This is a genomic window from Pantoea sp. 22096, assembly GCF_052045955.1.
Classification (GTDB): Bacteria; Pseudomonadota; Gammaproteobacteria; order Enterobacterales; family Enterobacteriaceae; genus Pantoea; species Pantoea alfalfae.
Window position 1 is genome coordinate 1 of sequence record NZ_JBQEPW010000008.1, and the last position, 25747, is coordinate 25747.

23 protein-coding genes, 1 tRNA gene, 2 other RNA genes and 1 pseudogene are annotated in these 25747 nt (G+C 55.3%); 14 read left to right on the forward strand and 13 right to left on the reverse strand.

The annotated features are described in order from the left end of the window. Nucleotides 1-26: 26 nt before the first annotated feature. From ACTJKZ_RS19095 to ACTJKZ_RS19120, 6 genes are all read right to left on the reverse strand, one after another. Nucleotides 27-156, reverse strand: a non-coding RNA gene (locus ACTJKZ_RS19095) — RtT sRNA. 32 nt (nucleotides 157-188) lie between these two features. Then, nucleotides 189-318, reverse strand: a non-coding RNA gene (locus ACTJKZ_RS19100) — RtT sRNA. A 33-nt stretch (nucleotides 319-351) separates the two neighbouring features. Further along, nucleotides 352-428 (reverse strand) — tRNA-Pro (locus tag ACTJKZ_RS19105). A 125-nt stretch (nucleotides 429-553) separates the two neighbouring features. Further along, entirely contained in the window at nucleotides 554-2245 is a 1692-nt protein-coding gene (eptB, locus tag ACTJKZ_RS19110) for a kdo(2)-lipid A phosphoethanolamine 7''-transferase (RefSeq protein WP_285086819.1), read from the reverse strand. Nucleotides 2246-2556: 311 nt separating this feature from the next. Then, nucleotides 2557-2985, reverse strand: a complete 429-nt coding sequence (locus ACTJKZ_RS19115) for an organic hydroperoxide resistance protein (protein ID WP_013359635.1) — start codon at nucleotides 2983-2985, stop codon at nucleotides 2557-2559. 95 nt (nucleotides 2986-3080) lie between these two features. Continuing rightward, entirely contained in the window at nucleotides 3081-3545 is a 465-nt protein-coding gene (locus ACTJKZ_RS19120; RefSeq protein ID WP_161734186.1) for a MarR family winged helix-turn-helix transcriptional regulator, read from the reverse strand. Between the two features lie 62 nt (nucleotides 3546-3607). On the opposite strand from ACTJKZ_RS19120, the gene ACTJKZ_RS19125 reads away from it, so the two are divergent. Further along, a complete protein-coding gene (locus tag ACTJKZ_RS19125; protein ID WP_161734184.1) occupies nucleotides 3608-4201 on the forward strand; it encodes an HD domain-containing protein in 594 nt (197 codons plus the stop codon). Between the two features lie 41 nt (nucleotides 4202-4242). Here ACTJKZ_RS19125 and ACTJKZ_RS19130 read toward each other — a convergent pair whose 3' ends face one another. Then, on the reverse strand, nucleotides 4243-4539 hold the full coding sequence (locus ACTJKZ_RS19130; protein ID WP_010257438.1) for an HTH-type transcriptional regulator: 297 nt from the start codon (nucleotides 4537-4539) through the stop codon (nucleotides 4243-4245). Between the two features lie 736 nt (nucleotides 4540-5275). On the opposite strand from ACTJKZ_RS19130, the gene ACTJKZ_RS19135 reads away from it, so the two are divergent. The 6 genes from ACTJKZ_RS19135 (at nucleotide 5276) to ACTJKZ_RS19160 (ending at nucleotide 12505) form a co-directional block, all read left to right on the forward strand. Next, nucleotides 5276-6874, forward strand: coding sequence for a gamma-glutamyltransferase family protein (locus ACTJKZ_RS19135; RefSeq protein WP_440829945.1), 1599 nt, complete (start codon nucleotides 5276-5278; stop codon nucleotides 6872-6874). A 225-nt stretch (nucleotides 6875-7099) separates the two neighbouring features. Continuing rightward, nucleotides 7100-7816, forward strand: a complete 717-nt coding sequence (locus ACTJKZ_RS19140; protein ID WP_161734180.1) for a DUF3053 domain-containing protein — start codon at nucleotides 7100-7102, stop codon at nucleotides 7814-7816. Nucleotides 7817-8249: 433 nt separating this feature from the next. Further along, on the forward strand, nucleotides 8250-10184 hold the full coding sequence (locus ACTJKZ_RS19145) for a PTS mannitol transporter subunit IICBA (RefSeq protein WP_285086826.1): 1935 nt from the start codon (nucleotides 8250-8252) through the stop codon (nucleotides 10182-10184). Nucleotides 10185-10280: 96 nt separating this feature from the next. Beyond that, nucleotides 10281-11429: a mannitol-1-phosphate 5-dehydrogenase gene (gene mtlD / locus ACTJKZ_RS19150; protein WP_253420635.1), complete on the forward strand. Its 1149-nt coding sequence runs from the start codon at nucleotides 10281-10283 to the stop codon at nucleotides 11427-11429. Between the two features lie 16 nt (nucleotides 11430-11445). Beyond that, nucleotides 11446-12039 (forward strand): mannitol operon repressor MtlR, encoded by a 594-nt coding sequence (gene mtlR / locus ACTJKZ_RS19155; protein ID WP_202604956.1) that lies wholly within the window; start codon nucleotides 11446-11448, stop codon nucleotides 12037-12039. 103 nt (nucleotides 12040-12142) lie between these two features. Then, nucleotides 12143-12505 (forward strand): YibL family ribosome-associated protein, encoded by a 363-nt coding sequence (locus tag ACTJKZ_RS19160; protein ID WP_013359626.1) that lies wholly within the window; start codon nucleotides 12143-12145, stop codon nucleotides 12503-12505. An 8-nt stretch (nucleotides 12506-12513) separates the two neighbouring features. On the opposite strand, the gene ACTJKZ_RS19165 is transcribed toward ACTJKZ_RS19160, so the two are convergent. The 3 genes from ACTJKZ_RS19165 to ACTJKZ_RS19175 form a co-directional block, all read right to left on the reverse strand. Beyond that, nucleotides 12514-13482 carry a VirK/YbjX family protein gene (locus tag ACTJKZ_RS19165; RefSeq protein ID WP_440829946.1) on the reverse strand — a complete coding sequence of 323 codons (969 nt, stop codon included), beginning with the start codon at nucleotides 13480-13482 and terminating at the stop codon, nucleotides 12514-12516. Between the two features lie 201 nt (nucleotides 13483-13683). Then, entirely contained in the window at nucleotides 13684-14301 is a 618-nt protein-coding gene (gene sodA / locus ACTJKZ_RS19170; protein ID WP_135910493.1) for a superoxide dismutase [Mn], read from the reverse strand. Between the two features lie 282 nt (nucleotides 14302-14583). Beyond that, complete coding sequence (locus ACTJKZ_RS19175) at nucleotides 14584-15924, reverse strand: aspartate aminotransferase family protein (protein WP_161734173.1); 1341 nt, start codon at nucleotides 15922-15924, stop codon at nucleotides 14584-14586. Between the two features lie 206 nt (nucleotides 15925-16130). On the opposite strand from ACTJKZ_RS19175, the gene ACTJKZ_RS19180 reads away from it, so the two are divergent. Next, the gene (locus tag ACTJKZ_RS19180) at nucleotides 16131-16907 is read left to right on the forward strand and encodes a DeoR/GlpR family DNA-binding transcription regulator (protein ID WP_440829947.1); all 777 of its coding nucleotides are present in this window, start codon (nucleotides 16131-16133) and stop codon (nucleotides 16905-16907) included. Here ACTJKZ_RS19180 and fdhD read toward each other — a convergent pair. Then, on the reverse strand, nucleotides 16904-17728 hold the full coding sequence (gene fdhD / locus ACTJKZ_RS19185) for a formate dehydrogenase accessory sulfurtransferase FdhD (RefSeq protein WP_161734169.1): 825 nt from the start codon (nucleotides 17726-17728) through the stop codon (nucleotides 16904-16906). The two genes, ACTJKZ_RS19180 and fdhD, sit on opposite strands and share 4 nt — an antisense overlap. Nucleotides 17729-18123: 395 nt before the next feature. Here fdhD and fdnG point away from each other — a divergent pair, with 395 nt between their 5' ends. Genes fdnG through ACTJKZ_RS19210 form a run of 5 tightly spaced genes read left to right on the forward strand, consistent with a single transcriptional unit; the run spans nucleotide 18124 to nucleotide 24283 of the window. Next, the gene (gene fdnG, locus ACTJKZ_RS19190; RefSeq protein WP_161734167.1) at nucleotides 18124-21174 is read left to right on the forward strand and encodes a formate dehydrogenase-N subunit alpha; all 3051 of its coding nucleotides are present in this window, start codon (nucleotides 18124-18126) and stop codon (nucleotides 21172-21174) included. Between the two features lie 12 nt (nucleotides 21175-21186). After that, nucleotides 21187-22086: a formate dehydrogenase subunit beta gene (fdxH, locus tag ACTJKZ_RS19195; RefSeq protein WP_161734165.1), complete on the forward strand. Its 900-nt coding sequence runs from the start codon at nucleotides 21187-21189 to the stop codon at nucleotides 22084-22086. Next, the gene (gene fdoI / locus ACTJKZ_RS19200; RefSeq protein ID WP_150013375.1) at nucleotides 22086-22727 is read left to right on the forward strand and encodes a formate dehydrogenase cytochrome b556 subunit; all 642 of its coding nucleotides are present in this window, start codon (nucleotides 22086-22088) and stop codon (nucleotides 22725-22727) included. Before fdxH ends, fdoI begins: the two co-directional genes overlap by 1 nt. Continuing rightward, nucleotides 22727-23650, forward strand: coding sequence for a formate dehydrogenase accessory protein FdhE (gene fdhE, locus ACTJKZ_RS19205; RefSeq protein WP_161734163.1), 924 nt, complete (start codon nucleotides 22727-22729; stop codon nucleotides 23648-23650). The genes fdoI and fdhE overlap by 1 nt, the downstream gene beginning before the upstream one ends. A gap of 21 nt (nucleotides 23651-23671) precedes the next feature. After that, complete coding sequence (locus tag ACTJKZ_RS19210) at nucleotides 23672-24283, forward strand: glutathione S-transferase (RefSeq protein ID WP_222924779.1); 612 nt, start codon at nucleotides 23672-23674, stop codon at nucleotides 24281-24283. Nucleotides 24284-24420: 137 nt separating this feature from the next. Here the strand turns inward: ACTJKZ_RS19210 and ACTJKZ_RS19215 are convergent. Together ACTJKZ_RS19215 and ACTJKZ_RS19220 are read right to left on the reverse strand one after the other, a co-directional pair. Continuing rightward, a pseudogene (locus ACTJKZ_RS19215) lies at nucleotides 24421-24719 on the reverse strand (type II toxin-antitoxin system RelE/ParE family toxin). Further along, nucleotides 24716-25000, reverse strand: a complete 285-nt coding sequence (locus ACTJKZ_RS19220) for a damage-inducible protein J (protein ID WP_222925509.1) — start codon at nucleotides 24998-25000, stop codon at nucleotides 24716-24718. The pseudogene ACTJKZ_RS19215 and the gene ACTJKZ_RS19220 overlap by 4 nt, the downstream one beginning before the upstream one ends. A 368-nt stretch (nucleotides 25001-25368) precedes the next feature. Here ACTJKZ_RS19220 and ACTJKZ_RS19225 point away from each other — a divergent pair, with 368 nt between their 5' ends. Continuing rightward, the gene (locus tag ACTJKZ_RS19225) at nucleotides 25369-25593 is read left to right on the forward strand and encodes a SymE family type I addiction module toxin (protein ID WP_253420629.1); all 225 of its coding nucleotides are present in this window, start codon (nucleotides 25369-25371) and stop codon (nucleotides 25591-25593) included. The last annotated feature ends 154 nt before the right edge of the window (nucleotides 25594-25747 follow it).

Below are 25747 nucleotides of genomic sequence, written 5' to 3' on the forward strand. Positions count from 1 at the left end.
GTCTTTTCAGACAGGTTTCTTAAATATGGTCGGCGAGAGAGGATGACTCTGCTCTGCGAGCAGCGCCCTTCGGGCCGTTGCTGAAGCAACGTTGTCTCGCTACGCTCGGCTCAAACCTCCTCTGTCGGTTCTCATCCTCTTTTCTTCAGATGAAAAAAACCTGTCTTTTCAGACAGGTTTCTTAAATATGGTCGGCGAGAGAGGATGACTCTGCTCTGCGAGCAGCGCCCTTCGGGCCGTTGCTGAAGCAACGTTGTCTCGCTACGCTCGGCTCAAACCTCCTTCGGAGGTTCTCATCCTCTTTTCTTCAGACGAAAAAAAACCTGTCTTTTCAGACAGGTTTCTTAAATATGGTCGGCGAGAGAGGATTCGAACCTCCGACCCACTGGTCCCAAACCAGTTGCGCTACCAAGCTGCGCTACTCGCCGATGGGGGCGCATGTTACTGCTACCCCCGATCAGCGTCAACCGCTTTTTATGCTTTTGACGTCAATCGCCTGGAAAGCACGCGGTTGCCGGAAATCAATCGCCGGCATGTCCCTTTCAGGCCACTATTACAGCGCTTTAGCCTGACTTTTAGCCGGTGCCTGACACCAGTTGTTAGCCGGGTTAATGCCGCCATCTGGCGAGGTATAACCCAGACAGCCCAGAATGGTATCGAACAACTCAACGTGACGATGGGTCCGGCCCACACGTTGCTGCGCCTGCAGGCGTTCGAAGTTACTGCGGTTCTGACTGTCTTCCAGATACTTATCTGACGCCCAGACCATCATCGGTACGCGGAACTGCTCCGGCGGGGCCATCTCACGCGGCGTGCCATGCAGATGCATATTCTCGCTGATCGACTCACCGTGGTCGGCAGCATAGAAAACGATCGCCTTCTTATCACGCAGTTGATCCAGCACGCTATCCAGCATGCTATCGACATAGAGCACTGAGTTGTCATAAGCGTTGATCAGCTGCGCTTTACTGCAGGTCTCGTCGACGCCCATACACTCTGGCTGATACTTCGCGAAGCTGCGCGGATAACGCTGTGAATAAAGATAGTGTGAACCTTTGGTGTGCAACACCACCAGATGCTTACCTTTCGGGAAACGATCCAGTGACGCTTTCATCTCCGGCACCAGCAGCATGTCGTCTACCGATTTACCCTGATTACGCTTTTCTGAACCAATCTGCTCACGGAAGGCAAAGTTGTTGGCATTGATGTTGTCGTAGAACCAGACTTCGCTCTGCATCGCAAACAGCTCAGAGGTGAAGCCCAGCTCTTTCATCACCGCAAACACATTCTGCTCTTTCAGCGTGCGGCCAGGGTTATCCATGGTGCCGCCTTCGCGCACGAACATGCAGCGCAGCGACAGCTTAGTCGCGGTATCACAGGACTCGCCGCGGAACGCGACCAGATTCTTCTCTTTCGACAGCTTAGGCGTCGTGTCGCGCTCATAACCCAGCATCCCCATGTGATCCCAGCGGGTGGTTTCGCCAATCACAAACACCACATAGGTGTCATCCAGGCCGGCAGGCGCAACGTAGGTAAACTTCTTCGCCGGATCCAGCAGTTCCTCGCTTTGCAGCGACTCATCCACGCGAGTCCAGGCAAACAGACCTACAGCCGCCAGCCAGTTAGAAGGCAGATACGAGTGGGCGACCACACCGCCGTAGCTCGGCAGATCGATGTTAGTAATCTCTTCATTATGCTTCTGCAGCTTGTCGAAATAACGGATCGGCAGCCAGACCAGAGCTACACAGAGCAGCATAATCAGGGTCGGTTTCAGGCGCTGTCCTGGCGTACGCAGCTGCTCGTTCAGCGTCATGCTCAGCCTGTTGCGCCAGATCATCAGCAGCGGCAGCGCGCTGACCAGCACCATCCACAGGATGAAATGGTAGCCAACCACTTCTTTAGAAAGATCGGTATCGGTCGTCATCACCGACGCCACAATACCGTAGCCAATCACGACGTTAAAAAACGCCATGTAATAGGCGGCGGCAACAGATATCAGAACAATCAGCGTGGCCAGCACGCGATAAAACCACTTTCCGCCTAGCGACAGCAGACGCATCAGGAAGAACGTCAGTAGCACAATAGCAACCACCTCGGTAACGGCAGTGAGCCAGTTCGTTACCGTGGATTGCCTGAGAAAACCGTCAAAACGACGATAGAAAATCGGTAAGTTCAGCAAAATACCGAGGTAGAGCGCCAGCAATAGCGATAACTTCTGCTGGGTCAGGGTTTTAATATAATTCATGAAAAAAGGGGTTTCTCCGGTGTGAAGCGCTTGACCAAATCTTTTATGTGACTGCCAAAACCCGGCAGAGTTCGCTGAATAAGCGGACCGGACAAGATGAAGGAAAATTCTGAACGGATTTACTGGCTATAACGCAAGGTGGCTCAGTAAAACATGGCCGCGTTTGATAGACCAGAAAATAATCTTTGTCGACCTGATTAGCACATTTTTTGTACACGGCTGACAGTAGCTGTTGGCTGACTGACGCAGAAAACAGCAGGAGAGAGGATGTAAAAAAATGCGGGCCTGATGGTGTCAGGCCCGCAGTACGCTTAGCGAATGATGTTCAGCGTGACGTCGATATTGTTGCGGGTAGCGTTTGAATAAGGACAAACGATATGCGCCGCATCAACCAGCTTCTGTGCTTCTGCTTCATCCATCTCTGGCAGATGGATGTTCAGCGTGGCTTCGATACCAAAGCCGTCAGGGATCGGACCGATACCGACTTCACCTTCAATCCACGCATCTTTTGGCATTGCGATTTTGTCGCGGCCTGCAACAAACTTCATCGCGCCCAGGAAGCAGGCAGAGTAGCCTGCAGCAAATAGCTGCTCAGGGTTAGTCACTTCGCCGCCTGCACCGCCCATCTCTTTTGGCACGCCCAGTTTAACGTCCAGTACACCGTCAGAAGAGGTTGCGCGACCATCACGACCACCGGTTGCTTTGGCTTTGGCGCGGTAAACCACTTGTTCTAAAGACATGACATTTCTCCGTTACGCTATTTAATCGCCTGCTACTTATTTAACTGTAAGCAGGCGGTGAGGTTCAACGGATGCAGCGCATCCGTCGGCAATACTTATCGTGATCGATTCAGGTTATCTCGCAACCCATCCAGCTGTAATTTCAGCGCCAGCAGAGCGTCATCATCACAGGCTGTGGCACACTTAACCGCTTCAGGAATGGCTTCAGCCCTGGCCCGTAACGCCTGTCCAGCGTCGGTCAGCGTCACCGCAACCTGGCGTTCATCCTGACGGGTTCGCTGCCGGTTAATCAGGCCTGCACTTTCCAGCCGCTTCAGAAGTGGCGTTAATGTTGCAGAGTCTAAAAAAAGCTGCTCGCCAATCTCTGACACCGTGACATCATCTTTCTGCCACAACACCAGCATGACCAGATATTGAGGATAGGTGATGTCGAGCTGGCTCAGCAACTGACGATAGACTTTATTCATCGCCAGGTTGGCAGAATAAAGCGCAAAGCAGAGGTGCTGATCGACCAACAGTGGCATCGTTTTCACTTTTTTGTCATCTTGATCACAGTTCATGGTTAATAATATAGATAGCGCGCTAGATAATTGCAAGCAAACTTTTTGTCAGGGGGAAAGGCATGCAGGATTCACTGGAAGAACAGGCGCGTCGCTTCGCCACCGAGGCACATGCCAGTGCCGGACAGCGCCGCAAATATACCGATGAGCCTTATATTGTTCATCCGGCAGCGGTGGTGGAACTGGTGCGCAGCGTCAGCCATGACGATGCGTTGTTAGCGGCGGCCTGGCTGCACGATACCGTGGAAGATACCGCAACCACACAGAGCGATATCGAAACCCACTTTGGTACGCGCGTGGCAAGCCTGGTAGAAATGCTGACCAACAGCGCACCCGCTGGGGCAAAAAATCGGACGGCCCGTAAACTGGCGCACTTCCGCCATACAGCCAGCGCCAGTCCTGAGGCACAAACCATCAAACTGGCTGACATCATCGATAACACCCGCGCGATTGTGCGGTTTGATCCCGACTTTGCGCGGGTCTACCTGGTTGAAAAGCAAATACAGATTGCGTTGCTGAAGCAGGGAGATGCGCAGTTATGGCAGCAGGCTTCAATGATTATTGAAAGCGGACTCGCACAGTTGCGGGAGCCGCCCTATAGCGTGCCGGAGAGCTGGTTTGCCAGACAGGCGGCTAAATACAGCGAATTACGCTAATAAAAAACCCGCCAGCGGCGGGTTCTTTTCGTGATATCAGTTTATTCAAGCAACTGCCGTCCCAGATAGGGATTGGCATGTAATAACTTCATCAATTTCTGCGCCGTCGCGGAAGGACGGGTACGCCGGGCTTCCCAGCTTTTCACGGAAGAAACGCTCACGCCCATTACTTTTGCAAACTCATCAACCTGCATGCCGGTCATTTCACGCAGACGCTGCGGCTCTGGCTGGGCGGGTTGCTGACGCTGAATAAGTAACTCGGCGGCGCGATCATCACGTGTCAAAACAATCTGCTCAAGGCTGCTGAGCAATTCAAACATCGGGTCTTTTAATTCCATAGAGAACTCCTTAAAAACTCGCTATGAAGCACGTGAAAGTAGAGAGGTACGAGCCTGAAGTCAGGACTCTGAAACCGGGCCTGTTTCAGGCTGGATCCCGCAAGGGTTTATTTTTGTTATGAGAGAAACCATTACGGGACACAGCCTGCGGTGCACTGCTTTAAAGATGTCAGATCAATGCAACAAATGCCGGGAGACTAAGTATGGATAGAGACCTGACTATTTGCCGCGCAATTTATAATTATTTTTTTCACTATGGTTTGCCGGAAAAGTTCCAGCACCTCTAACCCGCTGAGGCAGTTGAATTTTGTGCCTTCGGTGTGGGCAAAAAAATCAAATGGTGTTTGCTATTTATGTGGATGCCATCAAGCTTTTTGCTGGCATATTCTCATTTCTGTGAGGCAATACACCTCTTCAGGTAGTGAGTGCAAAATATACGCCAATGGTTTACTTCCTGAACACATATATTCACTGTTCTTATTAAATTAAGAATAGTCCTGGTTGAGGCCTGAATCCTGGCGCGCGGCGGCTCACAGTGCGGTGCAGGGAAATCTTTTATTCTGAACGTCCCGATATCGTCAGATAAATCAGCAGTCACCCTAACGAAACGGCTGACGCCTCATAACGGTGCAGCTGGCGGCTAAAAGCGAGCCCTTTGCGCGCTAAACGTGCAGCTGTTAATTAATCGCGTACTGACGACGGAAAAATTCACTCGTGAACTCTTTAAGGAAAAGCGATGCGTGAAACAGATTTTAACGTCGGATACCCTTCTCATCGTGTACCGATGATGGGTCGTAATGCCGTTGCAACCTCGCAACCGCTGGCGGCACAGGCGGGTTTACGTATGCTGCAACAGGGTGGTAACGCTGTGGATGCGGCTATCGCCACTGCCATCGCCTTAACCGTGCTGGAGCCAACCGGAAACGGCATCGGCAGCGATGCGTTTGCCATTGTCTGGGACGGCAGCGCGCTGCATGGCTTAAACGCCTCAGGCCGATCGCCAGCCGCGTGGCATCCCGAACGCTTTGCCAGTTTTAGTGCGATGCCTGAAACCGGCTGGGAATCCGTCACTGTGCCAGGGGCCGTCTCGGCGTGGGTGACGCTGGCGCAGCGCTTCGGCACCTTACCGCTGACCACCCTGGCGCAACCGGCAATTGACTATGCGCGCGACGGCTTTCCGGTTTCACCGCTGATTGGTCAGCTGTGGCAGCGCGGCTATGACAAGCTGCGGGATCAACCTGGCTTCAGCGACTGCTTTGCGCCGCAGGGTCGTCCGCCTCGTGCTGGCGAGCTATTCCGCAACCCGGCGCAGGCCCGCACCCTGCAGGAAATCGCTGAGACCAGGGGCGAAAGCTTTTACCGCGGCGCACTGGCGCAAAAGATGACAGCCTTCGCCCGTGAACATAACGCGGCGCTGACGCTGGAGGATTTGAAAAACCATCGCGCCGACTGGGTGACCCTGCTCTCGCGTCCGTTTGCCGGGGGATCGGTGCAGGAGCTGCCGCCGAATGGTCAGGGGATTGCGACCTTAATTGCGCTCGGCATTCTGGAAGCGTGGGAGATCAATCGTTATGAACCTGATTCACCGCAGTGGCTGCATCTTTCTATTGAGGCGATGAAACTGGCACTGGTTGATCTGGACCGTTATGTCACCGACGAGGATCACCTCGAATTTCCGGCTGAGTTACTGCTGAGCAAAGAGTACATCCGCCAGCGGGCAGCATTAATCGACCCTGATAAAGCAGGAGATTTCCGCTTTGGATCACCGCAGCAAAGCGGCACGGTGTATGTCGCGGCAGCGGATGCCAGCGGCATGATGGTCTCTTTCATCCAGTCCAATTACATGGGCTTTGGATCCGGCGTGGTCGTACCCGATACCGGCATCAGCCTGCAGAATCGTGGCGCGGGCTTTTCACTCGACCCGGAGCATCCCAACGTTGTGGCGGGCGGTAAGCGGCCGTTTCATACCATCATTCCAGCCTTTGCGCGGGATCAGCAGGGCCAGCCGATGATGGCGTTTGGCGTGATGGGCGGCCCGATGCAGGCGCAGGGACACGTTCAGCTGGCGCTGCGGATTATGCTGCATCGGCAGAATCCACAGGCCGCAATTGATGCGCCGCGCTGGCGCGTGGTACAGGGACGCGAGGTAGTGTTCGAATCCACTCTCGATCGCAATACCCTGAGCACCCTGCGCCGTATGGGGCACAATGTGGTGCTGGAAGATCCCCTGAGCAATTACAATTTTGGTGGCGCGCAGGCAATCGTACGCGATCCGCAGGGCTTCTATATCGCCGCCAGCGAGAGTCGCAAAGATGGTCAGGCGGTGGTGTTTTAAGGCCACGCCAGGCCGCTACATGCCTCTTTAATCGTCACGCCTAAGCCAGCGATGGCAGGGATCATAGTGCGTTCTGACGTGCAGATAATCCCGTTCTTTAACCGGTGTTTCAGAAAGCATCTGTTTCACAGGTTGTTTCACATTGTGCCGTGACGCGGGTTTGTTCTATTCTTTAGGCCATTCTTACCTGGACATCCGACAGTATCACCGACAGGAGTTGAACCCATGGTTTCAGGACTTACACGCCTTATGGCACGCGGCGGCATGATGCTCGCTGGCGCGCTGATTGTGCTGCAACTCACCGCGTGCGGTGATAAAGAAGGCGAGCAGCGCAAAGCATTTATCGATTTCCTCCAGAACACCGTCATGCGCAGCGGCGAACATCTGCCCAGCCTCAGCGAGAACCAGAAGCAGAGCTTTGGCAACTTCGCCAGCGATTACGCCATCATGTATGGCTTCTCGCAGCAGGCGAACAAAGCCGTTGAGCAGGGTATGCGTCCGGTGGTGGATGAACTTTCGGCCATTCGCGTTCCGCAGGATTATCTGAGCCGTCGTGATTCCCTGCGTCAGGCGAACAGCGCACTGGTGATCGTTACCCAGCAGATTGAAAGTGCAAAAATGCAGGCGGACAGCAGCAAAGCGGCCCTGAAGCAGCCGGATGACCTGAAAAAAGTCTATGACACCGCCTACAACAAAGTGGTGACGGTGCCCGCCAATCAGCTGATTCCGCTGCTGCCAAAACTCCAGGCGCTGAGCCAGGGTGCCGTACAGACTGGCGATTTCCTGCAAACGCAGGGAAACCGTGTCAGCTTCAATGATGGCGGCGTGCAGTTCCCGACGCAGGATCAGGCTTCACAATATAACGCGCTGATGAGCACCTTATCAGCCAATGCACAGGCGCTTCCTCAGGCCCAGGCCGCCGTCCAGGGTGGTCTGCAGTAAAATCCTTTAACGGGCAGGCGTCATTCGTCTGCCCGCCTCATTCCCCTTTTCATCACCCTTACTGTTAACTGGATAATGAAGTGTGATCTGGCGCATTTTCGACCAAAAATAGTTTGTGATCTAAGTCACATTTATATAACAAACACCCTGCAGCTAAGTGTGATTCATCTCACAGATAACCTGCCCGCCCGACCAAAATCCAGGCAAAACAGGCCTTAACTCCGATAAAATTGTGATCACAGTCACGCAAATCACCCCTGTCACCACCCTTAATCCGTGATGTAGATCACACTTGCTCCATGCGCTACGCAGCGTCAAATTCGCGTGATAGAGTCCGCGTGCATACAGTAATACCACCGGCTGTGAGTCGGGGTGGCTAAACAAAAACAAGCGCGCTCTCCTATTGCAGCGCGTCTCAATAAGGGGTGGGTTTATGTCCTCATCAGTGAAGGTCAAAGTACAGAGCTTTGGTCGCTTTCTGAGTAATATGGTGATGCCGAACATCGGGGCGTTTATCGCCTGGGGTATCATCACTGCACTGTTTATTCCAACTGGCTGGATCCCTAACGAAACGCTGGCCAAACTGGTTGGCCCGATGATCACCTACCTGCTGCCTCTGCTGATCGGTTTTACCGGTGGGCGTCTGGTAGGCGGCGATCGCGGTGGCGTGGTCGGCGCGATTACGACCATGGGTGTGATTGTCGGTGCGGATATGCCGATGTTCCTCGGTGCGATGATTGCCGGTCCGCTGGGCGGCTGGGCTATTAAGTCGTTTGACCGGGCGATTGACGGCAAAATCAAAAGCGGCTTCGAGATGCTGGTTAACAACTTCTCGGCCGGTATTATCGGGATGATTCTGGCACTGCTGGCGTTCCTGGCGATTGGTCCGCTGGTTGAAGGTCTGTCACACATTCTCGCCGCGGGCGTGAATCTGATGGTGCAGAACAACCTGCTGCCACTGACGTCCATCTTCGTGGAACCGGCAAAAATCCTGTTCCTGAACAACGCCATTAACCACGGTATCTTCTCACCGCTGGGCATCCAGCAGGCGAGCGAAGCGGGCAAGTCGATCTTCTTCCTGATCGAAGCCAACCCGGGTCCGGGTATGGGCGTGCTGATGGCCTACATGTTCTTTGGCCGTGGCAGTGCTAAACAGTCTGCGGGCGGTGCAGCAATTATCCACTTCCTCGGCGGCATCCATGAAATCTACTTCCCGTATGTGCTGATGGCCCCTCGCCTGCTGCTGGCGGTTATCCTGGGCGGTATGACCGGCGTCTTCACGCTGACCGTGCTGAACGGTGGCCTGGTCTCTCCTGCCTCACCGGGTTCTATCCTGGCCGTGCTGGCAATGACACCAAAAGGTGCTTACTTCGCGAACATCGCGGCTATTGCTGCAGCCTTCGCCGTTTCCTTCGTGGTGTCCGCTATCCTGCTGAAAACCAGCAAAGTCAAAGAAGATGACGATATTGAAGCCGCGACCCAGCGCATGCATGAGATGAAAGCGCAGTCTAAAGGCCAGAGCACAGCGGGCGGCGCCGTCGCCAGCGATGCCATGAGCGTCGAGCTGCATCACGTGCGCAAAATCATCGTTGCCTGTGACGCCGGTATGGGTTCCAGCGCCATGGGTGCGGGCGTGCTGCGCAAGAAAGTGCAGGATGCCGGTCTGAGCAATGTGTCGGTAACCAACACCGCGATCAACGCCCTGCCGGGTGATGTCGATCTCGTGATTACGCATCGTGACCTGACTGAACGCGCGATTCGCCAGGCGCCACATGCGCAGCATATCTCGCTGAATAACTTCCTCGACAGCGCGCTCTACAGCACCCTGACCGAACGTCTGTTGGCGGCTAACCGCAGCGATGTGCATCGTGAAACGGTGAACACCGCGCTCTCAGACAGCTACGATGAGGGCAATGCGCACCTGTTTAAACTGGGCGCAGATAATGTCTTCCTCGGTCTGACCGCCAGCAACAAAGAGCAGGCGATTCGCTTTGCCGGCGAACAGCTGGTGAAGGGCGGTTACGTTGAACCTGAATATATTGATGCGATGCTGGCGCGTGAAAAACTGACGCCGACCTATCTGGGTGAGTCAATCGCAGTGCCACACGGCACGGTTGAAGCGAAAGATCGCGTGCTGAAAACCGGCGTGGTGTTCTGTCAGTATCCGGCAGGTGTCCTGTTCGGCGAAGAGCCGGACGATGTGGCGCGACTGGTGATTGGTATTGCCGCTCGTAACAACGAGCACATCCAGGTGATTACCAGCCTGACCAACGCGCTGGATGATGACAGTGTGATTGAGAAGCTGGCTAACACCACCAGCGTGCAGGAAGTGCTGGATCTGCTGTCAGGCAAGCCTGTAATCGCGTAATTTATAGCAATTATTTTCCCTGGGGCGGTCATGCCCGTCCCGATTTCCTGGGGCGGGTTTGCCCGCCCCATCGTCATTTGATATGGGTCAAAAATTATGAAAGCGTTACATTTCGGAGCAGGAAACATTGGTCGCGGCTTTATCGGCAAATTACTGGCTGATGCAGGTATCGAACTGGTTTTTGCTGATGTGAATCAGACGGTGCTGGATGCACTGAACGCGCGTCATGAGTATCCCGTTCATGTAGTTGGCGAGCAGGCCAAAGTGGAAACCGTTAAAGGCGTCAGTGCGGTAAACAGCACCAGCGATGAGATCATCACCCTGGTTTCAGAGGTCGATCTGGTCACCACCGCGGTGGGTCCGCAGATTCTGGAGCGTATTGCCGGCAGTGTGGCTAAAGGGCTGGCAAAACGCAGCGACAACGGCAACACCCATCCGTTAAATATTATCGCCTGCGAAAATATGGTACGCGGCACCAGCCAGCTGAAACAGCACGTACTGAAAGCATTGCCAGAGCAGTATCACGCCTGGCTGGAGCAGCATGTCGGCTTTGTGGATTCCGCTGTCGATCGCATCGTGCCCCCGTCTGAAGCAGGCAGCACCGATCCGCTGGAAGTGACCGTTGAGACCTTCAGCGAATGGATCGTCGATAAAACTCAGTTTAAAGGCGACCTGCCGACCATTCCGGGCATGGAGCTGACTGATAATCTGATGGCCTTTGTTGAGCGTAAACTCTTTACCCTGAACACCGGTCACGCCATTACCGCCTACCTCGGCCAGCTGGCCGGTCATCAGACCATTCGTGACGCCATCCTCGACGAAAAAATCCGGGCCGTGGTGAAAGGCGCAATGGAAGAGAGCGGCGCGGTGCTGATTAAGCGTTACGGTTTCGATGCGGAGAAACATGCGGCCTACATCCGGAAGATTCTGGGTCGATTTGAAAATCCGTATCTGAAAGATGATGTGGAGCGCGTGGGCCGTCAGCCGCTGCGTAAACTCAGCGCAGGCGATCGCCTGATCAAGCCGACGCTGGGCACGCTGGAATATGGTTTACCGCACACCAGCCTGGTGCAGGGCATTGCCGCCGCGATGCACTATCGCAGCGATCAGGACCCACAGGCGCAGGAACTGGCCACACTGCTGGCCGAAAAAGGCCCACAGACGACGCTGGCTGAGATTTCAGGGCTGGATGCCGATAGCGAAGTGGTGGCTTCTGTGGTGAGCGCCTGGCACGCTATGGCATAATGCGCGCGTGTTAGTGATGCAAGCCGGGCGCAGTTCGCCTGCTCCCGACGGCGGTATTAAACCCATGCAGGCAATAATGGAAGAGAAGCAGGCTTTTGAGAACCGGGTGCTTGAGCGCCTGAACGCCGGTCGTTCGGTGAGAAGCTTTCTGATCGCCGCCGTTGAGCTATTGGCTGAAGCCGTCAATCTGCTGGTGCTGCAGGTATTTCGTAAAGATGACTATGCAGTGAAATATGCGGTAGAACCGCTGCTGCTGGGCGATGGTCCTTTGGGCGAACTCTCGGTTCGCCTGAAGCTGATTTACGGACTTGGCGTGATCAGCCGACACGAATATGAAGATGGTGAACTGCTGCTGGCACTACGCGAAGAGCTGAATCACGACAGCGGCGATTATCGTTTCACCGACGATGAGATCCTCGGCCCGTTTGGTGAACTGCACTGTGTGACCGCCTGGCCACCTGCGCCGGTGTTTCACACCGACGATGCTGAGCTGCGCAGCATGCAGCAGCAGCGCTATCTGCAGATGGTGCGTTCCACCATGGTCCTGTCGCTCACCGAGCTGATCGCCCGCATCAGTATGAAGCAGGCGTTTAAAAAGTCCGGTAGCTAATCCTGTCAGGCGTCATCACGACGCCTTTTTCGTCTTAACCTGGCCGGGAATATACGTCAGATTTGGTGTATCCTTGGCCTGTTTTCCTCAACGAGTTGTTGTCATGAAAGAGCAAGAAAAGAACGAAATCAAACTTCTCAGCGATAAGCTGGACGCACTGAACCGCAAAGAGCCGCAGTTACTGGAATCAGGTGATGTCGAGAAACTGGGCGCGTTGCTGAAAGAGAAAGAAGCGCTGGTCATTGAGATTGAGCGTCTGCGCGGTCAGCGGGTTGAAAAACTGAGTGCCGAAGCGCAGAAGCTGCAGAAAATGGGCTTCAGCCGCGAAATTACCAAAAAAGAGCAGGCAAATCTGGGTGCGCTGAAGAAAAGCGTGCGCGGCCTGGTGGTGGTGCATCCAATGACCGCGCTGGGACGTGAGATGGGTCTGAAAGCGATGACGGGCTTCGCTAAAACCGCATTCTGACGGGTCGATCAGGCAGCTGCCTGATCGACATCGGCTTTGCGTTCGCCGGCGGCGGCATAAACCTGCTCCGCCAGCGCATCCAGCAGTTCATAACGGCGGCGATACTCTGCCCGCTTCTTACTGGCAATTTCCTCCAGCGTTTTACGCGGCAGACTCAGCGGCAGCGTAAACATCCCATCCCTGCGCGCTTCACCACTCAGCGACAGCCAGAATTCACTGTAGCTGGCAAAGAACTTATCCCCTTTGCTGTGGCGATAACGCAGGCTGCGGAATACATGCGTCTCATCGCCTACCGCCTGAATACTTTCCACGCCGCACTGTTTCGCCACAATAAATACCGCTTCCATTAACAGGCGTTTCGGGAAGAGACCGTGAGCCGCTTTGGTCGCCTCGCGGATCATCTCATTATTAATATGTTTTCGCGGCCCCTGTAATCCGCCAATTAATAAGGTGCGTTGGTTATTCTCGTTGATAATCGAAAAAGAAAGTGAAGCAATAATCTCGTCGTTATAACGTAATACCATCGTCACTTCCCCTTCACGATCAAAATAACCGGAACTGCAGGAGAGTAAAAAGGCCTCACCATTTTTTCCGGTCAGCGCGGCCAGCGGATTATCTGAAGCGCTCTGCAGCAGCTGACGCAGCATAGGATTTTCGAGATTGTTCATGAGCGTGTAGTGGTCGAGAATCGCCTGCGCACGCGCAGCAATGCTCATACCTGAACGCAGATAGGGCCGGTGCAGCTTGGCTGGCAGCAATCCCTGGGTACTCATCAGCAAAGGAAGTTGCGGCAGATGCGACAGCGCATCCAGATAATGCAGCGTGGTCAGCGGCGATATCAAGGTTCTTAACACAAATTTCAGACGGAAACGTTTACTGTTCCAGAGTTTATCCGGAATGTATTTGCCACTGATTAACTGGAAAAAAAGTGAAGCAGAGGATTCGGTCGTATTTTCGTGAGTAGTTATAATTGACATAGTCAGCGACACACAGTGAGTTAAGCAGGAATGTCACCGAACATAACATAGCCAATATCAACGAAAAGTTAATGTGGAATAACATTAAAACCGATAACTGACGATTTTCATTTCCTTTTGGCAATGCACAAAATAAGGACAAAAAAAACCGGCGAAATAGATTTCACCGGTTTATCTTCATTACGTTTACGTTTGGTTAACTTATTTAGCAGACGCGAAGCGGGCTGCCGCTTCGTCCCAGTTAACCACGTTCCAGAACGCTTTGATGTAGTCAGGGCGCTTGTTCTGATATTTCAGATAGTAAGCGTGCTCCCATACATCCAGACCGATGATCGGGAAGCCAGAAACGCCGGCAACCGCTTCGCCCATCAGTGGGTTGTCCTGGTTTGCGGTTGAAACCACAGCCAGTTTGTCGCCTTTCTTAACCAGCCATGCCCAGCCAGAACCGAAACGGGTGGCGGCAGCTTTCTCGAACTCTTCCTGGAATTTTTCCACGCTACCAAAATCTTTCTCGATAGCCGCTTTCAGGTCGCCCTGCAGCGTGGTGCCGGTTTTCAGGCCTTTCCAGAACAGGCTGTGGTTAGCGTGGCCGCCTGCGTTGTTACGCAGTGGGCCTTTTTTGTCTGCTGGCAGCTGATCCAGTTTGGTGATCAGCTCTTCTACCGGCAGATTAGCAAATTCAGTACCTTCCAGCGCCGCGTTCGCGTTGTTCACGTAGGTCTGGTGGTGTTTAGTGTGATGGATCTCCATCGTCTGCTTGTCGAAATGCGGTTCCAGTGCGTCGTATGCGTAAGGCAGGGATGGCAGTGAATAACTCATGTTCTTCCTCTCCATTTAGTGTGAGCAGCACGACGAATTCGGGGCGTGCCGCGTAAGCAGTCGAATCATTATAGTTAAATTCATGTAGCGTAAAAGGGTAATCAATGCCCTATTAACCATAAGGATTTGAGAAATCCGGCAAAAGCAACCCGTTGTTTTTACAGCATGCTGCTGCTGGCTCTCCCTTTTTTGCCCCATCTGACAGGGCGCGCGGCAGGCCTGAGCCAGACTGCAAGCGGGCATGCATTCCACCCGGACGCCGCATCTGCCCTGCCCTGCGCGTTACTGACCCAGCTCGCGCAGGGAGTTGTCGAGTGCACCAGCCAGCCAGTCGATGTCGCTTTCCTGGAAAGCCAATGGCGGACGCAGTTTCAGTACATTCCCATACGGGCCAGCGACCGAGGTCAGCACACGATGTTCACGCAGCTTCTCGATCAGGTTCAGCGCCAGGGTTTTGTCCGGCGTTTTGCTGTGACGATCGGTGACCAGTTCGAAGCCGATAAACAGCCCGGCACCGCGCACATCGCCCACGCACTCATAGCGATCCATCAGGGTCCGCAACTCCGCCAGCAGCTTCGCGCCGACCACGCGGCTGTGTTCCTGTAATCCCTCTTCGGTGATCACGTTCAGAACAGCCTGCGCCGCCGCCATCGCAACCGGATTGCCACCAAAGGTATTGAAATAGGGAATCGAGTCACTGAAGGCGGCCAGCACCTCGCTTTTTGCCAGCAGCCCGGACACCGGAATGCCATTGCCCATCGGCTTGCCGGTAGTAATCACATCAGGCACCACATCATGGCGGCCAAAGCCCCAGAAGGCGTCGCCGGTACGGCCAAAGCCAGGCTGCACTTCATCGGCAATAAAGATGCCGCCATTGGCATGCACCACCCCGACCGCTTTTTTCAGGAAGCCACGCGGATTGGGCAGAACTCCGTCGGAGGAGAAGATCGAGTCCGCCAGGAAACCGGCAAATTTAATGCCGTGCGCCGTCATATCATCAATCTGCTGCTGAATCTGATCAGCGAACCAGTCGCCCAGGTCCGGCGCATCCACACGATACGCATCCGGTGGCATCACCAGCCGCGTGGTAGGCGACAGCGGCTGTCCACTGCCCAGCGCCGGAGAAGCGCCGGAGGTCAGCTCGCTGGTACCGTGATAGGCCTCTTTACTGACGATAATTCCGGTACCGCCGCTGAAAGCACGCGCCACGCGGATAGCAAGGTCATTGGCTTCAGAGCCGGTGCACATATACATCGCGCGATCGATCGCCGCAGGCGTGGTCGCCAGCAGCGCTTCGCTGTAGTCGAGAATATTTTCATGCAGGTAACGGGTGTGGGTGTTCAGCATTTTCATCTGCTGCGTCACCGCTTCAATCACGGCCGGATGGCAATGGCCGATGCTCGCCACATTGTTGTAGACGTCGAGATATTTATCGCCCGCCGCATCCCACAGATATTGCCCTTCACCCCGCACCAGATGAACCGGTTTGCGATAGAACAGGCGATAGGATTCGCCAAGCACTTTGCTGCGTTTATCGGTCAGTTTGCGCGTCTCGCTGTCGAGCGCATCGGCATGTTCGGCGCGGAAACTGTTGGTATCCATAATGGTGGAACGCGTGGCCATAATGACTCCCGTGACAAGGATGAAGGAGGAAGAGCTGACCCCTGTATCATGCCTGCCTGAATCTAAAATGCAACCAAATACACAAACGCAATAAAATACACATGACGCAGGCCGATCCCCGCGCTAAGCTTGCTCCTGATTCAGACGGCATCTTTCGCGTCATTGGCGTATCATCCGTCCCCTTCGCGCTTTATAAGGAAACCTCTATGCTGCAGGAAACGCGCCTTCATCGCATCCGCGCCTTACTGACCCGGCTTAATCAGGTCAGTACCGAGCGCATTATCAGGGAGCTGGGGGTGTCTCGCGAAACCGCGCGCCGCGATATTATTGAGCTGGAAGCGCAGGGTCTGGCGCGCCGTGTTCACGGTGGCCTGGTGGCGATTGAAACGGCGGCTGAACCGCCGCTGACACAACGCCGCAGCACGCAGACCCGCGAGAAGCACGCCATCGCCCGCGCCGCTGCGCAGTTGCTGCAGCCGGGACAGACACTGTTTCTGGATGCGGGCACCACCACCACCCTGCTGGCAGAGGAACTCCACGCCCTTTCCGGCCTGACGATCGTCACCAATAGCCTGCAGGCTGCGCTGGCGCTGAGCGCCGGAGAAGAAGATCAGCCGCTGAATAATCAGATTATTTTGCTGGGCGGGATGATGACAGCGGGTGCGCACCAGACGCGCGGCGAAATCACCGTGGGTGAGATCATCCGCTATCGCGCCGACGTCGCGCTGCTGTCACCGGTCGGCATTGAGGCGAATCGCGGTGCCAGCAGTTTTCATCCGCACGAAGCGGCTATTGCCAGAGCGATGGTGCAGCAATCTGCAGCCTGCTATCTGCTGGCCGATCACACCAAACTGGGCGTGGTCAGCCGCACGGTTTACGCGCCGCCGCAGACGATCACCATGCTGATTACCGATAGCGGCGGCGATAACGGTGCCGCCCTTGAGGCACTGCAGCAGACGTTGCCAGAGGTGATGGTCGTTTAACGCAGTCGCTGAGGATGGCTGTAGACCGTGGCGCGGCCAGGTTTACTGAACCCGACCAGCGTCAGATTGCAGCGCTCAGCCACCTCAACCGCCAGACGGGTAGCGGCTGAAACCGCGAACAGGATCTCGACGCCGCACATGGCGGACTTCTGCACCATTTCATAGCTGGCGCGGCTGGAGACCAGCACCGCGCCCGGCCCCCACTCTGCCTGACTGCGATAGCCCAGCAGCTTATCCAGCGCCACATGGCGACCCACATCTTCACAGCCACCGGCCAGCTGACCGTCGGGCTGGATCCACGCGGCCGCATGGGTGCAGCCGGTTTTCTGTCCGACAGGCTGATAATCTTTCAGCTGACCCAGCGCCCGATCCAGCTGGTCCAGCGCGAAGGTCTGGGTAAATGGCAACGGAGAGAGCGGCTTGCCAATCTGGTCCAGCTGTTCAACGCCACACACACCGCAGCCGGTCCGGCCCGCCAGCGCGCGACGCTGCGCTTTCAGCGCCATAAAGCGACGGCTGGACAGCTCGATCTGAACCTCAATGCCGTCACAGCCCGGCACGATGTCCATGCCGAAAATGTCGCCCGGCGCGTCGATAATGCCCTCTGACAGCGAAAAACCCAGCGCAAACGCCTCCAGATCTTTGGGCGTGGTCATCATCACCACGTGTGAGATGCCGTTATAGACCAGCGCCACCGGCACTTCGTCCGCCAGCCAGTCATCCTGTGCATCGGTCAGGTCTTTACGCTGCCACACCTGCGTCCTGCTGACGCCGGCCTGAATTGTTAAATCTTCGCCTGAGTCAGGCTGGATAGCTTTCAAAAAGTATGACCTGTTGTTAATAAATTATGTAATTCAGTGCCCGGGTCGGCAGAGCACTGACGCGCTCTGATTCTGCCTTTTAGCCCCTGACAGCGCAAATAAACAGCGGGGCAATTCATGCGGTTTTATCCCCCGAAAGGCGTAGCCACGCCTGCTGGCGGGCATAATGCGAATAGTTCTCTTTTACGCGTTAACATCGGTAAGCATAAAACAACAGTAATTATCTGCGCCGTCTGAAAATCTGCTTGCAGCACAAATACACCACCGAGGATTTTTAACAAAATTTAGAAAAAGAATTACTAATGACTAACGTGTTGACCCTGGTCAACTTACAGTCAACCAGGACTGCTATTTTGCAAGGCTTCGCAATGGAGCCAATAAAGAAGAACGATAACATGCAGATTAACAGACGGAGTTTTTTCAAAATCTGTGCTGGCGGGCTGGCAGGCACCAGCGCGGCATTACTCGGTTTTGCCCCCACCACAGCCTTAGCCAGCATCAGAGAGTTCAAACTCATTCGCGCCAGAGAGACACGTAATAACTGCACCTACTGTTCAGTCGGCTGCGGCATGCTGATTTACAGCCTGGGTGATGGCGCAAAAAATGCCCGTGCCTCGATTTACCATATCGAAGGCGACCCTGACCATCCGGTCAGTCGTGGATCGCTCTGTCCGAAAGGCGCAGGCGTGCTCGACTTTATTCACAGCGAACAGCGCCTGAAATACCCGGAGTACCGCGCACCGGGTTCCGATAAATGGCAGCGCATCAGCTGGGATGAAGCGTTTGACCGCATTGCCCGCCTGATGAAGCAGGATCGCGATGCTCATTTCCAGACGACCAACGCCGCTGGCGTGACGGTAAATCGCTGGCCGACCATGTCGATGCTCTGCTCCTCCGCCGCCAGTAATGAAACCGGCCTGCTCGATCAGAAGTTTGCCCGCGCGCTGGGTATTCTGGCGCTGGAAAACCAGGCGCGCCTGTGCCACGGCCCGACCGTGGCGGCTCTGGCCCCGAGCTTTGGTCGTGGTGCAATGACCAATAACTGGAACGACATCAAAAACGCCAATGTGGTGATGATCATGGGCGGCAACCCCGCCGAGGCGCATCCGGTTGGCTTTAAATGGGTGATTGAAGCCAAAACCCATAACAATGCGCAGGTCATCGTGGTCGATCCGCGCTTTAACCGCTCTGCGGCGGTCGCTGACTTCTATGCCCCCCTGCGTGCAGGCAGCGACGTGGTGTTCCTGATGGGGGTGATCAACTATCTGCTGCAGCACAATCAGATTCAACAGGAGTATGTTCGCGCCTTCACCAATGCCGCCCTGATTGTCAGCGAAGGCTTCAGCTTTAGCGACGGATTATTCAGCGGCTACGATGCGGAAACCCGTCAGTACGATCGCCAGAGCTGGCACTATGAGCTGGATGAAAACGGCCATGCGCGACGCGATGAGAGCTTCAGCCATCCACGCTGTGTACTGAACCTGCTGAAAACCCACGCCAGCCGTTACACCCCGGAAATGGTGACGCGGATGTGCGGCACTTCGCAGGACGCCTTTATTACGGTGTGCAGGCAGCTCGCCTCCACCTGCGTGCCTAATCGCACCGCAACCATCCTCTATGCGCTGGGCTGGACCCACCACACCAACGGTTCGCAGATTATCCGCACGGCGGCGATGATCCAGTTGCTGTTGGGCAACATTGGTATGCCGGGTGGCGGTATTAACGCGCTGCGCGGTCACTCCAACGTTCAGGGCTACACCGATCTCGGCCTGCTGGCGCAGAGTCTGCCGGGCTATCTGCCACTGCCCTCCGAGAAGATGACCACGCTGGCGACTTACCTGCAACAGGCTACGCCGGTGGCGACGTTGCCGGACCAGGTCAACTACTGGCAGAACACCGACAAGTTTTTCGTCAGCCTGATGAAGAGTTTCTACGGCGATAATGCCACGGCGGAAAATCAGTGGGGCTACAACTGGTTGCCGAAGTGGGACAAGGCCTATGACTGCATGGCGCAGGCGGAGATGATGGAACAGGGCGCGCTGAACGGCTGTCTGATTCAGGGCTTCAACCTGCTGGCCGCCTTCCCGGACAAAAATAAAGCGGTCCGGGCACTGTCCCGCCTCAAATATATGGTGGTGATCGATCCGCTTCGCACGGAAACCGCCAGTTTCTGGCAGCATCACGACGCGTTCAACGATGTCGATCCGTCGGCCATCCAGACCGAAGTGTTCCGCCTGCCCTCCTCCTGCTTCGCGGAAGAGTCGGGTTCGGTGGCGAACTCGTCGCGCTGGCTGCAGTGGCACTGGGCAGCAGCCGAGCCGCCAGCGGAAGCGCTGCACGACGGCAAAATCCTCGGCAACCTGTTTATGCGTCTGCGCGCGCTCTACCGCCTGGAAGGTGGAGTAGCCCCTGAGCCGCTGATGGCGATGCGCTGGGACTACCGCGACCCATTCAATCCTGAGCCGGAAGAGGTGGCGCAGGAGAACAACGGTCAGGCACTGGCCGACATTTATGACGCCAGCGGCAAGCTGCTGCTGAAAAAAGGCCAGCAGCTAAACGGCTTCTCTGAGCTGCGTAACGACGGCACCACCGCCAGCGCCTGCTGGATCTACAGCGGCAGCTGGACGCCGGAGGGTAACCAGATGGCCCGACGCGACAACGCCGATCCGTCGGGACTGGGGGCGGTCTCAGGCTGGGCCTGGGCCTGGCCCGCTAACCGCCGCATTCTCTATAACCGCGCCTCCGCTGATGCGCAGGGAAAAGCCTGGGATCCGCAGCGCCGTCTGATTGAGTGGGATGGCGCACGCTGGCACGGCATCGACGTACCCGATTACCCGGTAACGCTGTCGCCGCAGAAGCAGGCCGGTCCGTTTATCATGCAGCCCGATGGTCTCGGCCACCTGTTTGCACTCGATAAAATGGCCGATGGCCCGTTCCCGGAACACTACGAACCGATGGAAAGCCCGCTCGCCGACAATCCCCTGCATCCGCAGCAGCGACACAGTCCGGTGGTTCGTCTGTTCAGCAGCGACGCCACGCAGCTGGGCGAGGCCGCCGACTATCCCTGCGTCGCCACCACCTACTCCATCACCGAGCTGTTCCGCCACTGGACCAAACATGCCCTGCTGAATGCGATTGCGCAGCCGGAGCAGTTTGTCGAGATCGGCACCGAGCTGGCTGAGGAGAAAGGCATTCAGGCCGGAGACACCGTTAAGGTCACATCACGTCGCGGCTATATCAAAGCTAAAGCGGTGGTGACGCGTCGTCTGCAGCGTCTGATGATTGACGGCAAGCCGGTTGATACCGTGGGCATTCCCTGCCACTGGGGCTTTGAAGGCACCACGCGTAAAGGCTTCCTCGCCAATACGCTGACGCCTTCGGTTGGCGATGCCAACTCGCAGACCCCGGAGTACAAGGGATTTTTAGTGAAAGTGGAAAAAGCGTAACGGCAGATGACTATGGCTTATCAATCACAAGATATTATCCGTCGCTCTGCGACCAATGGTTTTACCCCGCCGCCGCAGGCGCGCGATCACAAGATCGAAGTGGCGAAACTTATCGACGTCACCACCTGTATCGGCTGCAAAGGCTGTCAGGTCGCCTGTTCCGAGTGGAATGACATCCGCGATGAAGTCGGCCACAACATCGGGGTTTATGACAATCCTGTCGATCTGACCGCCAAATCGTGGACGGTGATGCGCTTTTCGGAAGTCGAAGAGAACGGCAGGCTGGCCTGGCTGATTCGCAAAGATGGCTGCATGCACTGCGCCGATCCCGGCTGCCTCAAAGCCTGTCCGTCGGCAGGCGCCATCATTCAGTATGCCAACGGCATCGTCGATTTTCAGTCGGAGCAGTGCATTGGCTGCGGCTACTGCATCGCAGGCTGTCCGTTCAACGTGCCACGACTCAATAAAGAAGATAACCGCGCCTATAAATGCACGCTGTGTGTGGATCGCGTCAGTGTCGGCCAGGAACCTGCCTGTGTGAAGACCTGTCCGACCGGTGCCATTCATTTCGGCAGTAAAAGCGACATGCTGACGCTGGCGGAGGAACGCGTGGCGGAGCTGAAGTCACGCGGGTTTGCGCAGGCGGGCCTCTACAACCCGGAAGGCGTGGGTGGCACCCACGTGATGTATGTGCTGCATCATGCTGATAAGCCTCAGCTCTATCATGGGCTGCCTGCTAATCCGGGCATCAGCCCGACTGTGACCTTCTGGAAGGGGATCTGGAAACCGCTGGCAGCGGTCGGTTTTGCCGCCACGTTTGCCGCCTCAATCTTCCACTATGTTGGCGTTGGCCCGAATCGCGTCACTGAAGAGCATGACGACAATGACGATCAGCCTGAGGAGCATCAATAATGAAAAAGCCCGATCATCTGGTGCGCTATCGCGCACCTGAACGCATCAATCACTGGATCGTCGCGATTTGCTTTGTCATGGCTGCGTTAAGCGGATTAGGGTTTTTCTTTCCGTCGTTTAACTGGCTGATGCAGATCTTTGGCACGCCACAACTGGCGCGTATTCTGCATCCTTTTGTTGGCGTGGTGATGTTTGCCGCTTTTATGCTGATGTTTTTACGTTACTGGAAACACAATCTGATCAATCGCGATGACCTCTACTGGGCCAGAAATATTCACCGGATTGCGCTGAACGAAGAGGTCGGCGATACCGGTAAATATAACTTTGGTCAGAAGTGTGTGTTCTGGGCTGCTATCATCAGCTTAGTATTGCTGCTTGCCAGTGGCATTGTGATCTGGCGACCCTACTTTGCTGATGCCTTTGCCATTCCGCTGATCCGTCTGGCGCTGGTTGTGCATTCGGTGTCAGCGGTTGCGCTGATCATCGTCATTATGGTGCATATTTATGCTGCATTGTGGGTCAAAGGCACACTGACCGCGATGGTGGAAGGCTGGGTCAGCTCGGAATGGGCCAGACAGCATCATCCTCGCTGGTATCGTGAGCAGCGTAATCCGCCAATAAAACAGGAAAAACGCCCCTGATGAGTATTCGCATAATCCCGCAGGACCAGCTGGAGAAAAGCGAAAAGACAACGGCGGAGATGATTCCGCCGTTACTTTTTCCACGGCTGAAAAATTTATACAGCCGTCGTGCCGCGCGACTGCGCGACCTGGCGGCGAAAAACCCACTTGGCGATTATCTGCGCTTTGCGGCGATGATCGCTGAAGCGCAGGAGATTGTGCTGTATGACCATCCGCTGCACATCGACCTGCATACCCGACTGACGCAGGGTGCCAGCGAGGGCAAGCCGCCACTGAACATTCACACTCTGCCGCGCGATGCGCACTGGCAACGGCTGCTGCACTCGCTGATTGCCGAGCTGAAGCCGGAGATGAGTGGTCAGGCGCTGGCGGTGCTGGAGAATCTGGAAAAGGCGTCCGCCACCGAGCTGGAGACGCTGGCCAGCGCGCTGTTTACCGGCGACTATGCGCTGGTCAGCAGCGATAAAGCGCCCTTTATCTGGGCGGCGCTTTCGCTCTACTGGGCGCAGATGGCGGCCCTGATCCCAGGCAAAGCACGCGCTGAGATGGGCGATCAGCGTCAGTTCTGTCCGGTCTGTGCCAGTATGCCGGTCGCCAGCGTGGTGCATATGGGCAGTCATGAAGGCGCGCGCTATCTGCACTGCAATCTGTGCGAAAGTGAGTGGCATGTGGTACGCAGCAAATGTACTCAGTGCGAACAGTCCCGTGATCTGCACTACTGGTCGCTCGACAGCGAGCATGCGGCGGTAAAGGCGGAGAGTTGTGGCGACTGCGGCACCTACCTGAAGATGCTTTATCAGGAGAGAGATCCGGCGATTGAACCGGTGGCCGATGACCTGGCATCGCTGATACTGGATGCCAGAATGGAGCAGGAAGGCTTCGCGCGCAGTAGTCTCAATCCCTTTATGTTTCCTGGCGAATAGTCACTGAATCCGGAGAACCCGATGAAACTGATTGGCAGCTACACCAGCCCGTTTGTGCGTAAGATTTCGATTATCATGCTGGAAAAAGGCATTACGTTTGAATTCGTTAACGCATCGCCTTACAGCGATGACAGCCACGTGCCGCACTACAATCCGCTGGGCAAAGTCCCGGCGCTGGTTGCTGACGATAAGCAAATCTGGTTCGACTCCAGCATCATCGCCGAATTTCTGGAACTGCGCGGCGTGGAGCCTGCTCTGCTACCTGCCGATCCGCTTGAATCGCTTAACATCCGTCAGCTGGAGAAGCTGGCGGATGGCGTCAGCGATGCCGCGCTGGTGATCGTGCGCGAGCAAATGCGTCCGGGGGATTTGCAGTCGGAAGAGGTGCTATTGCGCAATCGTGAAAAAATTCAGCGCAGCCTCGATATGCTGGAAGCAAAGGCCGCGGAGGGCAAATGGCTTAACAACGGCCAGCTTAATCTGGCGGATATCGCCACTGGCTGCATGATCGGCTACCTCAATTTCCGCCGCGTAGTGCCGAACTGGTGTGTCGAACGACCGGCGCTGGTGAAGCTGGCGGAAACGCTGTTTGAGCGCGAGAGCTTTGCAAGGACGACGCCGCCTGCGGCGTGATGGGTGCGGCGGCTTGCAGGTGATGGGGTTAACGAGATTCGGTTTTGGGGCTAATTGTCTAATCCAGCTCTGAAGCGTGCCGTTCTGTCTGACGACGTCCTTATGCCTGACAATCTGATGCTGGATGAACAGGCTAACTATCTTTGATAGCGGCCTGATATTTTCCGGGATGTATGAAGTACCCGCAGGATGCGAACGCCATCTGTTTCGGCAACATAGATGATGATGAACGGAAAGCGTGGCACCAGCAGTTTATATTGTTTTTCTGTACCGACTTTTTTCCGGCCCGTGGGTTTTCGCTAAGCAGACTGGCCATACGGGTAAACTTATCGTCTGTTGCACTGCCTACCAGCAGGCCAGCCTCACGATACAGATAACGAAATATCGTCTCCCTGTCTGCCTGCGCCTTTTTTTCCCATTGAACGGCTGATATCACAACGTTCCCCGCGCAGCCTGCGCTTTCAGTTCTTCCATGCGGGCATTCATTTCATCGTTACTGATGAACTCACTTTCACCGGCATCATAACGACTGAATGCCGCCGTGATTTGCTCTTCCAGCCATGCATCATGTTGGCCATCCTGATATTGCCGCTCTTCGGCAGCCAGCTCTTCCGCTCGCTGACGCATAACCTCTGTCAGCGTCATCTTCTTGCGCTCTGCTGCCCGCATCGCCAGTCGTTTAACGTCGTCATCAATCCTGAAGTGGATAGTGCTCATAGCCTGACTCTCGCGTGGTGTCGTTTGTGGTGTCATCGTGCCTGTCATCCCTTTCTCTGTCATCTCCATTTCACTCTTATGCGATGCCGGAAATCGCCACACCCATATGAACAAAGGGCCGGCTGCAGATGCTGAAGAGGGTATTGGGAAGAGGATGTAAACGAAATAGTAAACGAAAAAAACAATCCGTTTTTCAGAGACGACTCGCAGTTTATTACTTAGCTTTCAGCGAGTTTACAAAGCGGGCGGTGTATATTTGAACAGGAGAAAACAGAAAGGAAGAACGTAACGAGAGATTTTTAGCGCGAGCTGAAGGTGGTGGAACACCAACAGCCCGCTGACCACAACTAACTGAACAGGAGTTAATTATGGCTAGAGCTGATTCTACGTCAGAACCCGCTGTACCCCAAGCACGCAAAAGCATCGTCGGATATCGCCCCAACGGCGGCAGACCGAATCCATTACCCCAACTCACCATCAAGGGACGCTGGCTGAAACAGTTAGGATTTATTAAAGGCCAGCCGGTCAGCATCATCGCCGAACAGGGCCAGCTGATTATCCGCATAATGCACCTCACGGAGGAGAACACATGAACATCACTTTTATTCCTGAGCCAGTCCCGGAACTGGCCATCCCGGGTGGCGAGCTGGCTGCGTTCGGACTTACTACCGATCCGATTAACGCTGCGTGATAATACGCTGTCGGTAACAACCGTGACTGAAGAAGCGGAGCGGAGTGGACAGCACT